13 protein-coding genes are annotated in these 16,879 nt (G+C 64.8%); 5 read left to right on the forward strand and 8 right to left on the reverse strand.

Annotated features, from left to right (window positions below; genetic code table 11):
• Positions 1-42: 42 nt before the first annotated feature.
• The 3 genes from ilvC to IPG97_01445 all read left to right on the forward strand — a co-directional run bounded on the left by ilvC (position 43) and on the right by IPG97_01445 (position 6,915).
• On the forward strand, positions 43-1,071 hold the full coding sequence (gene ilvC, locus IPG97_01435) for a ketol-acid reductoisomerase (GenBank protein ID MBK6855250.1): 1,029 nt from the start codon (positions 43-45) through the stop codon (positions 1,069-1,071).
• A 1,094-nt stretch (positions 1,072-2,165) separates the two neighbouring features.
• Positions 2,166-2,966, forward strand: a complete 801-nt coding sequence (locus IPG97_01440; protein MBK6855251.1) for an RHS repeat protein — start codon at positions 2,166-2,168, stop codon at positions 2,964-2,966.
• Positions 2,959-6,915, forward strand: a complete 3,957-nt coding sequence (locus IPG97_01445) for an RHS repeat-associated core domain-containing protein (protein ID MBK6855252.1) — start codon at positions 2,959-2,961, stop codon at positions 6,913-6,915. Before IPG97_01440 ends, IPG97_01445 begins: the two co-directional genes overlap by 8 nt.
• 511 nt (positions 6,916-7,426) lie before the next feature.
• Here the strand turns inward: IPG97_01445 and IPG97_01450 are convergent.
• From IPG97_01450 to IPG97_01460, 3 genes are all read right to left on the reverse strand, one after another.
• Positions 7,427-8,092: a transposase gene (locus tag IPG97_01450; GenBank protein MBK6855253.1), complete on the reverse strand. Its 666-nt coding sequence runs from the start codon at positions 8,090-8,092 to the stop codon at positions 7,427-7,429.
• Between the two features lie 373 nt (positions 8,093-8,465).
• Positions 8,466-8,807, reverse strand: a complete 342-nt coding sequence (locus tag IPG97_01455) for a hypothetical protein (protein ID MBK6855254.1) — start codon at positions 8,805-8,807, stop codon at positions 8,466-8,468.
• 53 nt (positions 8,808-8,860) lie between these two features.
• Complete coding sequence (locus IPG97_01460; GenBank protein ID MBK6855255.1) at positions 8,861-9,352, reverse strand: hypothetical protein; 492 nt, start codon at positions 9,350-9,352, stop codon at positions 8,861-8,863.
• A gap of 282 nt (positions 9,353-9,634) precedes the next feature.
• Between IPG97_01460 and IPG97_01465 the strand changes: the two genes are divergently transcribed.
• Positions 9,635-10,951: a PLP-dependent transferase gene (locus tag IPG97_01465; protein MBK6855256.1), complete on the forward strand. Its 1,317-nt coding sequence runs from the start codon at positions 9,635-9,637 to the stop codon at positions 10,949-10,951.
• A 337-nt stretch (positions 10,952-11,288) separates the two neighbouring features.
• Here the strand turns inward: IPG97_01465 and IPG97_01470 are convergent, their stop codons facing one another.
• Genes IPG97_01470 through IPG97_01480 form a run of 3 tightly spaced genes read right to left on the reverse strand, consistent with a single transcriptional unit; the run spans position 11,289 to position 14,046 of the window.
• Positions 11,289-12,113 (reverse strand): metal ABC transporter permease, encoded by an 825-nt coding sequence (locus IPG97_01470; GenBank protein ID MBK6855257.1) that lies wholly within the window; start codon positions 12,111-12,113, stop codon positions 11,289-11,291.
• On the reverse strand, positions 12,110-13,009 hold the full coding sequence (locus IPG97_01475; protein ID MBK6855258.1) for a metal ABC transporter ATP-binding protein: 900 nt from the start codon (positions 13,007-13,009) through the stop codon (positions 12,110-12,112). Before IPG97_01475 ends, IPG97_01470 begins: the two co-directional genes overlap by 4 nt.
• Positions 13,006-14,046, reverse strand: coding sequence for a zinc ABC transporter substrate-binding protein (locus IPG97_01480; GenBank protein ID MBK6855259.1), 1,041 nt, complete (start codon positions 14,044-14,046; stop codon positions 13,006-13,008). The genes IPG97_01475 and IPG97_01480 overlap by 4 nt, the downstream gene beginning before the upstream one ends.
• Before the next feature lie 96 nt (positions 14,047-14,142).
• On the opposite strand from IPG97_01480, the gene IPG97_01485 reads away from it, so the two are divergent.
• A complete protein-coding gene (locus IPG97_01485) occupies positions 14,143-14,640 on the forward strand; it encodes a transcriptional repressor (protein ID MBK6855260.1) in 498 nt (165 codons plus the stop codon).
• Here the strand turns inward: IPG97_01485 and IPG97_01490 are convergent.
• Both IPG97_01490 and IPG97_01495 read right to left on the reverse strand, forming a co-directional pair.
• Positions 14,521-15,690: a GGDEF domain-containing protein gene (locus IPG97_01490; protein MBK6855261.1), complete on the reverse strand. Its 1,170-nt coding sequence runs from the start codon at positions 15,688-15,690 to the stop codon at positions 14,521-14,523. The genes IPG97_01485 and IPG97_01490 overlap by 120 nt on opposite strands.
• A gap of 12 nt (positions 15,691-15,702) precedes the next feature.
• Complete coding sequence (locus tag IPG97_01495; GenBank protein ID MBK6855262.1) at positions 15,703-16,830, reverse strand: phosphoserine transaminase; 1,128 nt, start codon at positions 16,828-16,830, stop codon at positions 15,703-15,705.
• Positions 16,831-16,879: the final 49 nt, after the last annotated feature.

Consider the following 16,879-nt stretch of genomic DNA (forward strand, 5'->3'; position numbering starts at 1 on the left):
GTGACGTTGTCGCCCGGTCCCACACGAGACACGAGAGAGAAGATGGCCAACGTCTACTACGAGAAGGACGCCGATCGGTCCAAGATCGCCGGTCGCAAGGTGGCGGTGCTGGGCTACGGCTCCCAGGGTCACGCCCACGCCCTGAACCTCAAGGAGTCGGGCATCGACGTGCGCGTCGGCCTGCGCGACGGTTCGTCGTCTCGGGCCAAGGCCGAAGCGGCCGGGCTGAAGGTGCTCACCAACGCCGAGGCCGCGGCCGAAGCCGACGTGATCATGATGCTCCTGCCCGACACCGAGATCGCCGAGGTCTACGCCCGTGACGTGGCCCCCAATCTGAACGAGGGCGACGCCCTGTTCTTCGCCCACGGATTCAACGTGCGCTTCGGCTACGTGCAGGCTCCCGCCGGTGTCGACGTGGCCCTGGCCGCGCCCAAGGGTCCGGGTCACTTGGTGCGCCGCACCTACACCGAGGGTGGCGGCGTGCCGTGCCTGATCGCGGTGGAACAGGACGCCACCGGCGGCGCCCGCGACCTGGCTCTGGCCTACGCCGATGCCATCGGCGGTACCCGGGCCGGGGTCATCGAGACCACCTTCACCGAGGAGACCGAGACCGACCTGTTCGGTGAGCAGGCCGTGTTGTGCGGTGGACTCACCGCCCTGGTGCAGGCCGGGTTCGAGACGTTGGTCGAGGGCGGCTATCAGCCTGAGATGGCCTACTTCGAATGTCTGCACGAGCTGAAGCTGATCGTGGACCTCATGTACGAAGAGGGGATTGCGGGCATGCGCTACTCGATCTCCACCACCGCCGAGTACGGCGACCTGGTAACCGGTCCCCGCATCATCACCCCGGCGGTCAAGGCCGAGATGAAGAACGTCTTGGACGACATCACCTCGGGCCGTTTCGCCGAGCAGTTCGTCAACGAGGTGAAGAGCGGTGGCTCCAACTTCGATGCCCTGCGTCGCAAGGGCGCCGAGCACCAGATCGAGACCGTCGGCAAGGAACTTCGCTCGATGATGCCGTGGATCTCCGCCGGCAAGAAGTCGGTCACCGAGATCTCCGGCGGCGACTGACAGCGCTGATGTTTGTGGGAGCTCCGGGATCGGGCCTTGCGTCTGTGACCGCCTGACTTCGTGTCCTGGACGGGACATGGCGGCCCGCTTCCGGAGTTCTCACTTGCACCGCCCTGCGAGGCGGGCCCTTTGCGATCGCCCATCATCGAGCAGGTCAAAGCGCGTGGTCCAGGAAACTAGGCCGCTCGAGTAGAGCTCACCCGTCCGTGGCCGGGCAGCGGCTTTCGCAGTGGGACCAGATGCTCAAGAACCCACCCATGGTGCCGATGGCTTTCCGATGTTGAACGAAGGTGCCTCCCACCTTGCTCTCTCTCTCTCTCTCTCTCCGCAGATTCCTCGGGTGTGATCGTTCCGTAGCGGTCGGTGGCGACGGTCGGCTGCGTCGGCGCTCGTTTGCTGTGTATGTGGGCGTGTTGGTTCTGGGGGCTCGTCGGTGGAGTGTTGGTGCCGATGCCAGCTTCGGCTGCGATCAAGGCGCGGTGTTACCGTCGGATGCGCCCGAGTTGTGGTGTACGTCGTCTCAGACGGTCAACACCTATCACAATGGGGGTCCTAGGTCGGGGACCAGTTACGTAAAGGTGTGGATTCCCTCGGGTGGGCGGCTGACTGGGAAGTTCTGGGGTGAGATCCTTCCGTCTGGCTACTGGAGCCAGGGGCGCGGTGAATACACGATGTGGTTCAACCTCATCGATCCCGTCTCAGGACAGTCCGTCGACATGACCTGGGATTTCCTTGGCATGGGTGCAGTGGATGGGCCACCGCCGTATCCGTGGGTGGAGGTTGGGCCGCGTGGCAATGACGACATGTGGACGAACCATGGCGCCTCGGGCGTGTTCTTTGTCCAGATCTGGTCGGAGCGTTCATTCGCCGGGGAAAAGTTCGACTGGAACGCGCACTTGGTGTCGGCGGGAGGGAACGGTGACCTACCGCCTGCTTGTCCCAATGGTCTCATCCCCGAGTCTGAGGGCCTTGGCAAAAATCCGTCTTCTCGCAATCCATGTGGGGATCCTGGCGTGGGCGATCCGATTAGTACTCGGACTGGCAATCTCCACATGCCGGTGGTTGGTTTGGGGGTTGATGGTCGTGGTCCGTCCATGGCGGTGAACCCCACCTACAACTCGTTGGAGGCTGACACCGTTGGGTCCGCGGGGTTCGGCTGGTCGACCGAAACCGACATGCGGGTGATCTCTCAGGGACAGAACCGTGTAGTTGTCCAGGAGAACGGTACGACGGTCGGGTTTGCCCCGGACGGTCTTGGGTGGAAAGCGCCAGCCCGGCTGGTGGCGACCCTGGCCGAGACCCCAGGTGGCGGATGGGAGTTCACGCGTCGTCATTTCGAGCATTTCATCTTTGATGAGTCGGGAAGGTTGGCGGAGGTTCGGGATCAGTTCGGCAACGAGACCCGGTATGTTCGCGACGGATCTGGGCGGGTGCAGTACGTGGAGGATTCGGCTGGCCGCCGTCTCGTCTTCGGGTGGGTCGGAGCCCGGTTGGATTCCGTAGCCGATCATCCCTCGGTTGGAAATCGGTCGATCCATTTCGGCTATGACACGGCTGGAAATTTGTCCACTTTTGTGGATGTTGGTGGCGGTCTTTGGTCCTTTTCCTATGACGGTGACCACCAAATGGTGTCGATGCGGCGACCTGCTCAACAGGGTGGGCCTGCTGATGCGCTGATCCGGAACACCTACGACCACATGGGTCGGGTTGTTGAGCAACTCGATGCTCTTGGCCAGGCAACCCGGCTGAGCTACTTCGAACCCGAGGCCGGCTCTACCACGGTCACCTACCCGTCTGGGCGCCAACAGATCTTCGAGTTCGATGATTCTGGTTGCAGCGCCGTCGTCTCAGCACCGGGCAGCGAGTTGGAGCAGGAGGTGTCCTACGTTGCGTGATCCGGTGACGTTGGCGTTGGAGCAGGTCACCAGCCCGGCTGGGGTGGTGGTGTTCGAGAATGATGCTCGTGGGAACCGTGAGATGGCTAGGGATGCGTCGGGTCGGGTGACTCGCTGGACCTATAACGGTCGGGATCAGGTGACGTCGGTGTCGGTGGGTGAGACCGCGGCCCCGTTGCCAGCGTCGACTGTGAATGTGGTGACCTCGACGGTTGCCTATAACGCTGATGGGATGCCCGAGACGGTGGTCGATGCGGTGGGCACGCTTGATGAGGCGTCGACGACGTTGGTGTATGACCCGGTGCACCGTGATGATCTGGTGGAGGTGATCGACGGTCGTAGCCAGCACTGGGCGTATTCCTATGATCCCGGAACTGGGGACATGGTGTCGGTGACGGACCCGTTGGGGAACAAGACGTCGATGGGCTATGACCCGATTGGGCGTTTGGAGTGGGTGGTTTCCCCGAAAGGCAACCTGGTCGGTGCTGACCCGGAGTTGTGGAAAACCAGGTTGGTGTCTGATGAGTTTGGTCGGGTGGTCGAGGAGACCGACCCGTTGGGGAACCGGGTGAAGACCGGTTACGACCTGAACGGGAACATGATCTCGGTGGAGACCGGTTTGTCTGCGACGGTCACCACAGGTGACGTCACGACCTATGGGTATGACGAGGTGGATCGTCTCGAGGTGGTGGATCCACCCGGTCCGGGGGCACGGAGCTACGAGTATGACCCTGACGGACGCCGAACCCGGTTCGTGAACGAACTGAACGGCCAATGGGTCTATGGCTATGACGGGCTAGGTCGTCTCGAGTCCGTGACCGACCCGGTCGGGGAGGTCACCTCCTATGGCTGGAACGGTGAGGGCCACCTCGGGTCGGTGACCCAACCGGGCGGCAGCTGCACTTCCTCACCCAAGACCGGCTGTGTCACGTACGCGTATGACCTTGCGGGCCGCCCGACCGGTGTCGATTACGCCGATACGGCCACCCCAGACATCACCGCCATCACCTATGACGCTGTGGGCCGCCGCACCCACGCGTCGCGGGGCGGTGACACTGAGATGTGGGTGTGGGATCAGCGTTCCAGGTTGAAGTCCCACACCGATGTGAATGGTCGTTCCACGGGTTATGGCTGGGATGACACGGGAAACCTGACCTCGATCTCCTACCCCGGCCAGTCCACACCGGTGACGAGGGCCTTTGATGATGCGGGACGGTTGGAGTCGGTCACGGATTGGACTGGGCGGCTGACCACGTTTGGCTATGACCAGAACAGCAACTGGTCCGAGACGGTGTTCCCGGTGTCCTCACAGAACCGTGACGTCTACAGCTTTGATCGCGCTGACCGGATGGTCGGCGTGTCTTGGAACCGCGGTTCCACCGTGCTCGGCAGCCTCTCATACGGGCCCCGGGATTTGAAGGGCCAGGTCACCACCGTCACCGGCACCGGCGTGGTCGCCGGTCAGAACCAGTCGTGGGTCTATGACGACCGGGACCGACTGACCGCGACCGGCACGGAAGGGTTCGGGTTTGATGCGGCCACGAACCTGGTCGACCAGGATGGTGTGTTGCAGGTGTTCGACCCCGCCCAACGCCTGTGTTGGACATCGCAAACCGCCGAGGGCGGTGATTGTGGGACCCCACCCGAGGATGCCACCACCTACGGTTATGACGCCCGCGGGAACCGGACCTCGATGACGTATCCGTCGGGAACGACCGCGACCTTCGGGTTCGATGCCGAGAACCGCATGACTTCGGCGGTCCTGCCGACGACGTGGCAAGACGACACCGCCCGCCAATACGTCCCAGTCCCCGCGTCTCGCATCGTCGACACCACGACGGGTGCTGGGACTTGTGATGGTGCCCCGTGCGCGAGGATCGCCGCTGAGGACCCTGTCGCGGTGCAGGTCACCGGTGTGGGTGGTGTGCCGGCATCGGGGGTGACGGCGGTGGTGGTGTCGATCATCGCGTCAGGCACAACTGGTGATGGCTGGTTGGAAGTGAACCCCGCTGGTGACGCCGCGGCCGGAACCCTTCCACTCAACGCTGGGCAAACCTCGGCTCAGACCGTGACCGCGAAGGTCGCCGCCAATGGGACGATCACCTTGGCTAGTGGGGTGGGAGTGGATGTGTCGGTTGATGTGGTCGGGTATTTCCGGGCGCCGTCCCCGTGGGTGCCGGCCCTGAACTACTGGCCGGTCACCCCCGCAGTCACCGCGGAATCCTCATCGGGTACTGGTGTGTGTGACGGTTCGCCGTGTGGGACGCTCCCGGCGGGTGAAACCGACGTCGCCACCGCTGGCCGTGGTGGGATCCCCGCTTCCGGGGTGAACGCGGTCACCGTGTCGATCCTGGCCCAGAACGCGTCTGGTGGCCAGGTCCGTGTTACCCCGAATGCGACCGCATCGGCGGGAGAGCTCGTCTGGGAAACAGGCAGTGTCGGTGCCGCTGGTGTGTTCACAGTGCCCCTCAACCCTGACGGCACCATCACTTTGGAAACCGCCGGTGCCACCAGCATCAGGGTGGCGGTGACGGGGTATTGGAAGATCCCCACCGGAACCGACACCGGTCTCGGCCTGGATCTTCTCGAAGCCCCCACCCGACTGGTGGACACCACCACTGGCACCGGTGTCTGCGACAACGACCCGTGTGACACGCTCCAGTCGAATACACCGGTCGAAGTTCAGGTCACCGGGCAGGGCGGGCTGTCGGGTGAGATCATGGCGGTCATGGTTTCGGTCACCGCTACCGACCCGACCGGCACCGGAGTGCTCGGCGTTGGGACAACCGAAGCCGACTTGGGTGGCGGGATCGTGGTGTTCGACCCCGCCCAACACGCATCCACCACCATGATCATCCCCCTCACCGGCACCGGGACGTTCACGATCGGATCATGGACCCAAACTGATGTCGCGATCGATGCGATCGGCGTGTTCAAGGCACCGACCCGGACCTGGCGGTACGAATACGACACCACCGGCATGCGCACCGCCAAACAACTCGACAACACCGCTGGCACCGGTATCGAGTGGCGTAAAGAACACACATGGACCGCCGGATCGGGTCTGCCGTTGCTGCTAGCGGAGCATCAAGGCGCGCAGAGCGCGTATGTGATCTACGGGCCGGGCGGGACAGCGATCTATCAGATCAACACCACCGGAGAAGTCCAATACTTCCACCAAGACCACCAAGGCTCCACCAGACTCACAACCAACGCCAATGGCACCACCCGTAACACCATCAGCTACAACGCCCACGGTGAAATCACTGCCAACACAAACTGGTGGCTCGAACAACCCCTAGCCGGATACACCGGCCAATACCACGACCCCGAAACCGGCTACATCTACCTAAGAGCCCGTCACTACGACCCCGCCACAGGCCAATTCACATCCGTAGATCCGTTGGTCACAGTCACCGAGGAACCATACGGATACGTGGGCGGCAATCCCGCCAATTGGCAAGATCCATCCGGTAGATTCCGAATTCCGGGAACGAGTTACTGCATAGACATAGCCGACTCTGCGTGCCATGGATCTGCTCGCGACGAACATGGTGGAACTATTCAAGGGATCATCTATACTCCGTTTGATCGCCCCGGTCTAGTTGCCACAGCAACGGCTACTGCCTTCTGCCTCGTTCCAGTTGTTGGATGGGCTGAATGTGCAGTTGTTAGCACAGTCGCTTTCATGGCACGGGCGGGTGAGCGGATCGTAGACCATGGATTCAGCAACTCGCTGGGGGATAACCTCGTGGACGGATTGTTGTCGTATATCACCGTGGGCCTGATCGGCGGCTCATTCGACGGGCTTGCGCACCTGAAGGGCCTGCCGGCTATCAGGGGGTCAGTGGAGTACGCAGGCAGGATCATTGGTGCTGGCTATGACGGGGTCAGTACCGTCAGTTGGATAGCCGAACAGAACCAGAAGAGAGGCGACGCGGGATGTTGATCAAAGGTTGTGCCCATTGGGCCTTCGATTAGAGTGGCGTGATGCGTGATGGTAAAGAGTCACTTCAACAATCCAGGTTCGCAGGGTGGCTTGGTTGGAATAGGTGCACTTAGCCTAGTAATCGCGGTTTGTGGTCTCATCATAGGAAGGTATCTTGGCGCGGCGATCTACGGCGTGGTAGGTGCGTTTTTGGTATCGTGGGCGCCGAGGCATTTCCGGGTAACGGTGTGCGAGGAAGGCGTAATCACGGATGTCGGGGTATTGATTCGGCGCTACGCATGGGAAGACATCTCATCAGCTTCTGTTGGGCATGGCGTAACAGGTATGGCAAGCGGGGTGAGAGAACGGTTCGAACTCAATCTTGTGGATGGGAGGGTTGTTGTATTTGGAACACTGAATGCGCGGTGCGATTCGGACCCCGATACTGAAAATGAGGTGCGAATGGCTGTGAAGTCCGTTAATGACCAAATAGCCCTCCGTGCGTCGGGGTGGTGAGGGCGAGTTCCAGGTTCTAGTGCGTGCAGTGGGACTCCGGATTTGTGTGTGTAACCGGTGTAGTCATGGCTAGTTGGTGGCCGCTGTGATGCGGTCGTGGTAGTGGATGGACAAGATGTGCAGGATGTGTTTCCAGCCGTTGATCCGGCCGGTCGGGTTCGTGCGGTTCTTGTGCTTCTCGACCCCGGCCCGACGCCGACAGGCGAAGCACGAACATCGACACCTCGATCAGCGCCCCAGCCAAAACGACACTGGCCGTGCCGAAGTCGACCTCGGCCTCCTCACCCAGCGGGTGATGCTGAGGGACCATCACCTCCACCAACGGCACGTCCATGCGCCGGCGGACCTCCGCGACGTAGCGGCGCACCGTCGACTCACCCACCACGACCCCGTGCTCCTCGGTCAGGCGTTGCCACACCCGCCGGGCCGTGTGCCGCTGCTTGCGCGGCGCGGTCCGGTCCGCGTCCAGCCAGCCATCGATGACCGTCTTCCACGGATCCAATGGCGACGGCTGTCGCCGGGACGGCGCCTTGCGATCCGGTGGCACCGCCGACGACAGCGCCTGGCGCACATCACGGCGATGCACCCCGAACCGCCTCGCCAGCTCCCGAATCGACAACTGTTCGCGCTCATGCGCCTTGCGGATCTGCTCGTACAACTTCACCTTCGACCTCTTGGGCATCACCCACAGTCGACGGCAGCCAGCTCCCACCAGCGGACCCCACAGGTGGGGCCAAATCAGGTGAGCACTACCCGCCCAAGTGGGGCCAGATCAGGTGAGCACACCCAGACATTTCCAGGAGTTCCCGTTCAACCGGAGTTGGAACTCCCGAAGTGCCGCCCTTTGAACTCCGGTTCTGCCGGCAGTGCAACCCCTGAGACGGAAGGAATCCACCCACGAGTCATCGGGAGGACGATCTCTCCGCTTCGGGTGGTCGACGTAATGCGGCCGGTCCAACGCCGCTCCGCTGACAAGCGGAAGCCGGCCCGACGACCCCGATCGGTTCGACAAGGCTGCCGCGCGGACCTAGCCCGGCGGCTCGATGAGTTGCGGTCTACTGGTCGATCAGGGTGAGCTCGAGTTCACGGTCGGCTGCGCGCACGATGACCTCGAACCACCGAGAGAAGCCTTCCTGGCCAAGGAGCTGGTAGCTCCATGGCCAGGGTTCACAGAAGCTCACCGGTGCTTCCCACTCCATTTCGCCAATCCGGAGCGCAACCGTTGCGGTTCGTGCCAGCAGGTGCTGGCCACCGAGCCCGATCGCCTCGGGCTCGATTCCGGTCAGGTCGATCCCGATGTCGTCGGCCACCCAGGCCGCGAAGCGGTTGTGCAGGGCGCCGGTGTCGCATAGGGCGAGGAGGTGAGCCGAGGTCTCGTGCGTGGCGACCACGTCCACGACCGGTCGCGGTACGAAGCCCCTGACGGCCGGCAGTCCCCGGAATTGAACGATCACCAGGCGAAGCCACCCACATCCCGGGACGGATCGAGAGGTACCTGGAACACCACGCCGACTCGGCCGATGGCTCCTAGAGCATGGGACACCGCTCGCGGATCGGGGCCTGAGGCGAGGACTTCGGTCCATTCGAGGTCCACGGCGACGAACTGGCCGATGTAGGGCCTGAGGAGCTCTGCTTCTCGGGCGAGGCGCTCGTCAGCCGATGAAACGGGGTCAGGCGTGGCCGCGCTGGTTGGGGGTGATCCGAGCCGGCCCACCGTAAATCCGAGTCGTTCGAGGATCCGGCGTGCCTGGGTGCTGATGAACTCGCTGCGATCGAGCCCGGTTACAGCGCCAATGACCTGCTTCGGCGGGAACCGGCGACCACTCACGATCACGTAGTGCGCCTGGATCGGGTCTGGTGTGATGCCTCGCACGGCGGCTTCGACCGCACTACGAGTGAGATCGAAGGGGCGTCGGGCGATCGTGGCCTGAACCGAGACCATGTTCTTATTCTGTTCTTATCGGCGTCGATCCGTCAATCGGTCGTATGGACCGCCCTGTCTGTCAGGTTGGGGTGAGACACCTGCGGGCGCGACGGGAGGGGAGGCGGATGATCGCGGCGGCCAGCTTGTCGATATCGGTAGAGCTGGGACCATGGTCGTCGCCCGTCGACACCACGGGGGCCCACTGGCGGCGGTCGCCCCAACTCACCCGAGAATCCGAACGCCACGAAAGTTGACTAACTAGGTCGGGAATTGCGCCCGAGGTCGCGCTATGGTGCGGCCATGACTGATGCCAACTGGGGTTTCGAGACCCGCCAAGTCCACGCCGGTGCCGCTGCCGACCCCACCACCGGGGCCGTGGTCACGCCGATCTACCAAACCACCGCGTACCAGTTCCGCGACTCCAAGCACGCCGCCGACCTGTTCGCCCTGGGTGAGATCGGCAACATCTACACCCGGATCATGAACCCCACCCAGGCCGTGGTCGAGGCTCGGGTCGCGGCGCTGGAAGGGGCTCCGGACACCGCAGTGGGTCTACCTGGGGCCTTGGCCTTGGCTTCGGGTCAGGCGGCGTCGACCACCGCCATCTTGAACCTGGCCGGGGCCGGTGACCACATCGTGGCCTCGGCCGCTCTCTACGGCGGCACCTACAACCTGTTCCGCCACTCGTTGGCCAAGATCGGCATCGACTTCACCTTCGTGGAAGACCCCGACAACCTCGAGGAGTGGAGGGCGGCGGCTCGGCCCAACACCAAGGCGTTCTTCGGGGAGAGCATCGGCAATCCCATGAACAACTTCTTGGACATCCGGGGCGTCGCCGACGTGGCCCACGAGGTCGGTGTGCCGTTGATCATCGACAACACGGTGGCCACCCCGTGGCTGATCCGGCCCTTCGAGCACGGTGCCGACATCGTGGTCCACTCGGCCACCAAGTTCATCGGTGGTCACGCCAACTCGATCGGCGGCGTGCTCGTCGATGCCGGTTCGTTCGACTTCTCGGCCAACGACCGTTTCCCCGGCTTCACCGAGCCCGACCCCACCTACAACGGTCTGAGCTACTGGCCTGCGCTGGGGCCCGGGTCCTACGTCATCAAGGCCCGGGTTCAGATCCTGCGGGACTACGGAGCTGCGGTCAGCCCGTTCAACGCCTTCATGTTCGTACAGGGACTGGAGACGCTGAGCCTGCGCATGGAGCGCCACAACGCCAACGCCCGGGCCGTGGTCGACTTCTTGGACGGACACCCCCAGGTCGAGCGGATCCAGTACGCCGGGCTGGCCGGTTCGCCCTGGCACCAGCGGGCCACCGAGATCACCGGTGGCAACGGTTTCGGGTCGGTTCCGGCCTTCGTCATCGCTGGGGGTCGCGACGCCGGGGCTCGTTTCGTGGAAGGCCTGACCCTCCACCACCACGTGGCCAACCTGGGCGACGTGCGCAGCTTGGCCATCCACCCGTCCTCCACCACCCACAGCCAGCTCACCGATGAGGAACAGCGCCTCGCCGGCGTTGACCCCGGCCTGGTGCGACTGTCGGTCGGCATCGAGACGGTCGCCGACATCATCGCCGACCTCGAGCGGGGTTTCGCCGCCGCCGCCGGCTGACCGTCGGCACAACTACCGAGCCAAGGGACCTCGGCCGCCCGGACCTTCGGGTCTCGGCGGCCGAGGTGTCTCCTGAGCCCCGGCGGGCCGGCGGGCCGCCGGAGACGGCAGCAACGAACCGAAAAACAACGAGCACAACGCCGCGCTCATTTGCGACAGGTGCTGGACATATCTGTCCGGTCGGGGTTGACTAGGGGGGAGGCGGCAACACCTCTCAGGGGTCCGCCGTTCCGGCCTTCTCTCCCTCCAGGGCCGGGGCGGCGGACCCCGGCGCGTCTGGGTCCGTACGCGGGGGCCTGGTTCGTCTGTGCCCAGGCCCGCCGAGCACGGAGCGGTGTCAGCTCCGGCGGTGGGCGCGCACTGGTCCGGTGGCGGCGGCCAGCGCGAAACCCAGGGTTGCGATCAAGGTGATGGCGGCGCCCGGCGGAATGTCCAGGTGGTAGGCGGCCAACATTCCCGCACCGCCGGCCGCGGCCCCCCACCCGGTCGAGGCGACGAGCATCGGCCCGAATCGATCGGTGACCAGGCGGGCGGTGGCGGCCGGAATGACCAGGCTGGCCGACACCAGCACCGCTCCGGTGACCTCCATCGCTCCCATCACGGTCAGGGCCAGCAGGACCATGACCAGGTCGTCGAGGCGGTCGACCGGACTGCCGGCGGCTCGGGCCACCTCGGGGTCGAAGGTGGTGAACAACAGTGCCCGGTAACCGAGGCCGACGACCGCAGTGGTGGCCAACAGGATCAGGGCCACCACGGCCACGTCCACGGCATCGACGCCGAGCACCGACCCGAACAGGACGGCATCGAGGCTGCGGCGGGCCTGCCCCCAACGGGCCAGCACCCCGACCCCGAGGGCGAAGCTCGCGGTGGTCACCACACCGATCACGGCATCGGCCCGCAGCACGCCCCTGCGGGACAGACGGCCGATGGTGACAGAGGCGACCAGGCCTCCCAGCCCGGCGGCGGCGTAGAACGGCACCCCGACAGCCGATCCCACCGCCGCAGCCCCGAACACGGTGTGGGACAGGCCGTGGCCGAGATAGCTCATCCCGCGCAGCACGACAAAGGTTCCGACCAGACCACACAGGGCTCCGGCCAGCACCGCCACGAACAGCCCGTCCCGGAAGAAGGCGTACCCGAACGGTTCGGTCAACCAACTCACAGCTGGTCTCCCCGGATCGGGCGCGGATCCCCACCGTGGCCCCCGACGTGGTGATGGCCAGGGGTGCTGTGGTCCTCCATGCCGGCACCGGGACGATGACGATCCACCACCACCGGGAGCCCGCTGTGGCGCAGCACGTCCATGGGCGCACCGAAGGTCCGTTCCAACACATCGGGGACCAGCACGGTCGCGGGCGGCCCTTCGGCGACGATGGTGCGGTTCACGCACACCACGTGGGGCAGGTGGGCCGCCATCCCGTTCAGGTCGTGGGTGCTCAACACGATCGCCACCCCCCGTGACCGGTTCAGATCGGCGAGTCGGTGCAGCAGGTCATGGCGGGTTCGGATGTCGACGCCCGCGGTCGGTTCGTCCAGCACCAACAGGTCGACGTCTTGGAGCAGGGCTCGGGCCACGAACACTCGCTGCTGTTGACCGCCTGACAGCTCGCTGATGTGACGGTCCTCGAGCCCGGCCAGGCCGAGCTGGTCGAGCACATCGGCCGCCGCCTCCCGTTCGGCCGGGGTGGTCCACGGCCAGCGGTGAGCTGGTCGGCGCCCCATCAGCGCCACGTCGGCCACCGACACCGGGAAGCTCCAATCCACGGCCTCCATCTGGGGCACGTAACCCACCCTCAGGCCGGGTCGACGCCGGGCCACACCAGCGGTGGGGCGCAGTGCGCCGGTCAGCACCCTCAGAACGGTGGTCTTGCCCGAGCCGGACGGGCCGACGATGCCGACCAGCGCGCCTTCGGGCACCCTGAGGTCGACGTCTTCGATGGCCAACGTGTTCGACCGGGGGCGAGGTCGCGCTTGCGCCCATCGGGTCCTGGTCCGGTAGTCAACCGATACCGCTTTCAGTGAGACCAGGGAGCGGCCCGGTCCCGGCGGTGGGGTCATTGGGGGTAGGTGGCGTGGTCGGCGGTCACGTCCGATACGTCGAGGGCCTCCAATGCCGAGGTGTCGCCGCCGAAGGCATCGACGATGGTCACGTAGTTGAGGCGCATCAACCCCAGCCAGGAATGGGCTTGGTCGCCTGGCTCACCGGGCAGGTCGTCGTCGCGCAGGTCGTCGACGTATCGGGCGCCGGTCTCGGTGCTGATCTGTTCGAGCACCGGTGAGGGGAAGACCTCCGAGCCGAACACCACCGGAACGTCGTTGGCCTTGATCTGGTCGATCAGTTCGGCCACGTCACGCGGCGATGGCTCAGCGAAGTCCGAGGGTTGGATGGCGCCCAGGATCTTCCAGCCGTAGTGGTCAGCGAAGTAGGCGTAGGCGTCGTGGTAGGTGAGTAGAACTCGCTTGGCCTCGGGGATGGACCGGGTGGCGTCTGCCATGGCCTGGTCGAGGGCGTCGACGCGGGTCTCGAACTTCTGGAGGTTGGCGTCGTAGGTGGCCTTGCCCTGCGGGTGGTGGCGAACCAGGGCATCTCTGACCACGTTGGCGTAGGCCTTGACCATGGGCGGGTTGGTCCACAGGTGCGGGTTGGGCTTGCCGCCCGAACGGGGGAAGGAGAAGTCGAAGATCCACTCGTCCCGGGGCAGTATCTCGTCACCCAGCTTCACCACCTCGGCCCCCTCGGACAGGTTGGCGCGGGCCAGGTCTTCGGTGGGGTCTTCCAGGCCGAGCCCGTTGACGAACACGATGTCGGCCTCGGCGAGGGCCCGGGCCGCCGACGGTGGCGGCTCGAAGGTGTGGGAGTTGACGCCCTCGGGCACCAAGCCGGTCACTTCCACGCCGGCCCCGGCGACGTTGGCCACGATCGAGGTGAGCGGCGACACCGTGGTCACCACCCGTAACGGGGGAACGGTGTTCTCAGCTGTACCCGACGATTCCGAGCTAGACCCGCAGCCGGCCAGGAATGTGAGGCTGAGGAGGACAGCTGACACCACCGAACGCGACAAAGGGCGGGACCACGAGCTTCCTGACGTTCTCATCGGATTGAAGCTAGTTGCAAGTCAGTCGCAACTACGACTGGTGTCTGTTTGAGGTCCACAGGCGAACCCAACAGCGGCGGCAATATCGTCGAATCTGTGAGCAAGGCTGAAACCAGTCAGATCCTGGAACGACTCCGGGACCACAAAGTTCGGGTGACCGGTACACGTGCTGCGGTGGTGAGGGCGCTGACCAGCGAGCCGTCGCACCATGTGACCGCAGGACACCTTTATGCCCGACTGGTGGCCCACGACCCCCGATTCCACGAATCCACCGTGTACCGAACCCTGGAACGGTTGGTTGAGGTGGGCGTCGTCACCCGGATCGAAGTCGACTCCGGTCCCTCCGTGTACCACCTCGCCGTCGAAGCACCCCACCACCACCTGGCATGCGAACGATGTGGGCGGGTCGTCGGCGTGCCCACTGACCTTGTGGAAACGTTGGCCGAGGAACTGCGCGAACGCTTCGGATTCCTTTTACGAGCCGACGCCGTCACCTTTCCCGGGCGCTGCGTCGATTGCCTCGCTTCCACCCCCAGCGGAGCCGGTGCTCGGGGTGAAGCCGACCGCGGTTCGAGCTTGGCCCACGACCACTGACCTACTGTCGCCACACACCCGTGCCCGGCCTTCCGCCTTGGCCTGGTAAAGGCGCCGATCGGCCATGGCGAGGAGAGTGGCCGAGTCTCCGCTCTCGGCCAACGACGCAACCCCCGCTGACGCGGTGATCGGAGGCGGGGAGGAGTCGCTGTGGTGATCACCCGCCAACAGACGGGAGATCACCTCCAAAGCGGAATCCGTGTCGGTGTCGGGAAGCAGGACAGCGAACTCCTCGCCACCCCAACGGGCGATGGTGTCCTGGCGGCGCAGGCCGGCTGTCCACCGCCTAGCCATCTCGACCAGAAGATCGTCCCCGGCAGGGTGACCGTAGGCGTCGTTGTATGCCTTGAAGTGGTCGAGGTCGATTATGGCCAGCGCCAGGCCACCGCCGTCCAGGTCGGCCTGTTCCACGGCTTCGTTCAGGCATTCGTCGAAGCACCAGCGGTTGTGCAGACCGGTCAATCGATCGGTGCTGGCCACCGACTCGATCCTCCTCAGCAGCAAGTGTGATGTCTTGGTCAGGTCATGGAGGAGTGCGCCGATCATCGCAACGACGGACGTGTACACCACGGCGCCGCGCCATTGAATCGCTGGGTAGGGATCTCCGCCGATGACCACGATGGGCAGAGCGAGGCTGAGGAACACCAGACCCACTGCCACGGAAAGTTCTTGGCGCCGGCCGTAGGCGGCTTGCCAGGCAACCGGGACCATCAACAAGCTCAGGTAGCCGACCCCGCCGTTCTCGGAGGAATGGCGCAACATGACCACTGCGGCGCAGATCAACACCATGGGTGCGATGGTCCATCTGGAGTGGAACCTGTGCCATGGCATCAGGGCGAAGCTGGCAACGGTTACTGCAAAGCAAGCAGCGGCCGCCCCGACGAGGATCAGCCCGTGGTCGCGGTGCGGTGGAATGAGGGCCAGCCCCACCGTGACGACCACCAGAGCCAGGTATGGGAGTAGAAGGGAGCGACGCGGAGCCTGACCTTCGGGGATGACATGGTGGCCGTGTCCTGGCCCAATCCCGTCGGACGTGGTGGTCCCGATCAACTCGGCTCCCGGTCAGCTCGTGGTGAGTTGGTCGACCACGTGGTCGATGCAGCGGGTCAGGGCGGCTACGTCGTCGGAGTCGATGGCCGGGAAGAGGGCGATGCGGAGCTGGTTGCGGCCGAGCTTGCGGTAGGACTCGGTGTCGACGATCCCGTTGGCCCGCAACACCTTGGAGATCACGGTGGCGTCGACCGAGTCGTCGATGTCGATGGTGGCCACCACGTTGGAACGAAGGGCCAGATCGGTGACGAACGGGGTGGCGTAGCTCGACGCCTCGGCCCAGCTGTAGATGACCTCCGCTGACCGGGCGCAGCGGCCGCTGGAGAAGCCGAGCCCGCCGTTCTGGTTGATCCACTCCATCTGCTGGACGGCCAAGAAGATGGTCGCCAGGGCTGGGGTGTTGTAGGTCTGGTCCTTGAGCGAGTTGTCGAGGGCGATCTTGAGGTCCAGCGATGCCGGGATCCAGCGACCACTGGTGGCGATCCGCTCGATGCGCTCCACGGCCGCCGGCGACACCGAAGCGATCCACAGCCCTCCGTCGGACGCCAGGCACTTCTGGGGAGCGAAGTAGTACACGTCGGTCTCCGCCGCGTCGAAACGCAGACCGCCAGCGGCCGAAGTCGCGTCCACCGCCACCAGGGCTCCGGCGTCGGCACCGGCAGGGCGGCGGATCTCGGTGGCCACACCGGTGGACGTCTCGTTGTGGGTGAGGGCGTACAGGTCGACACCGGCCTCGGCGACCGCTACCGGAGCGGTGCCGGGATCAGACGAGATCACCGACGGGTCAGCCAGGAACGGTGCCCGAGCAGTGCACTCGGCGAACTTGGCCGAGAACTCACCGAAGGTCAGGTGTTGGCTGTGCTGTTCGACCAGACCGAAGGTGGCGGCATCCCAAAAGGCGGTGGTTCCGCCGTTGCCCAAGATCACCTCATAGCCGTCGGGCAGGGCGAACAACTCCTGCACGGCGTTTCGCAGCCGGCTCACCATGAACTTGACGGTGGACTGGCGATGGCTGGTCCCCAAGTAGGTGGGCGCTTCTGCGGCCAGAGCAGCCACCGCTTCGGGACGGACCTTGGAGGGACCGCACCCGAACCGGCCATCCGCGGGCAGGAGGTCGGCGGGAATGGTGATGGAAGGGATGGCGGTCATGGCGCCAGTGTCGCAGCCCACCCGTTCGACAGGCGAGCCG

It is taken from the genome of Microthrixaceae bacterium (assembly GCA_016702505.1).
Taxonomy (GTDB): domain Bacteria; phylum Actinomycetota; class Acidimicrobiia; order Acidimicrobiales; family Iamiaceae; genus Aquihabitans.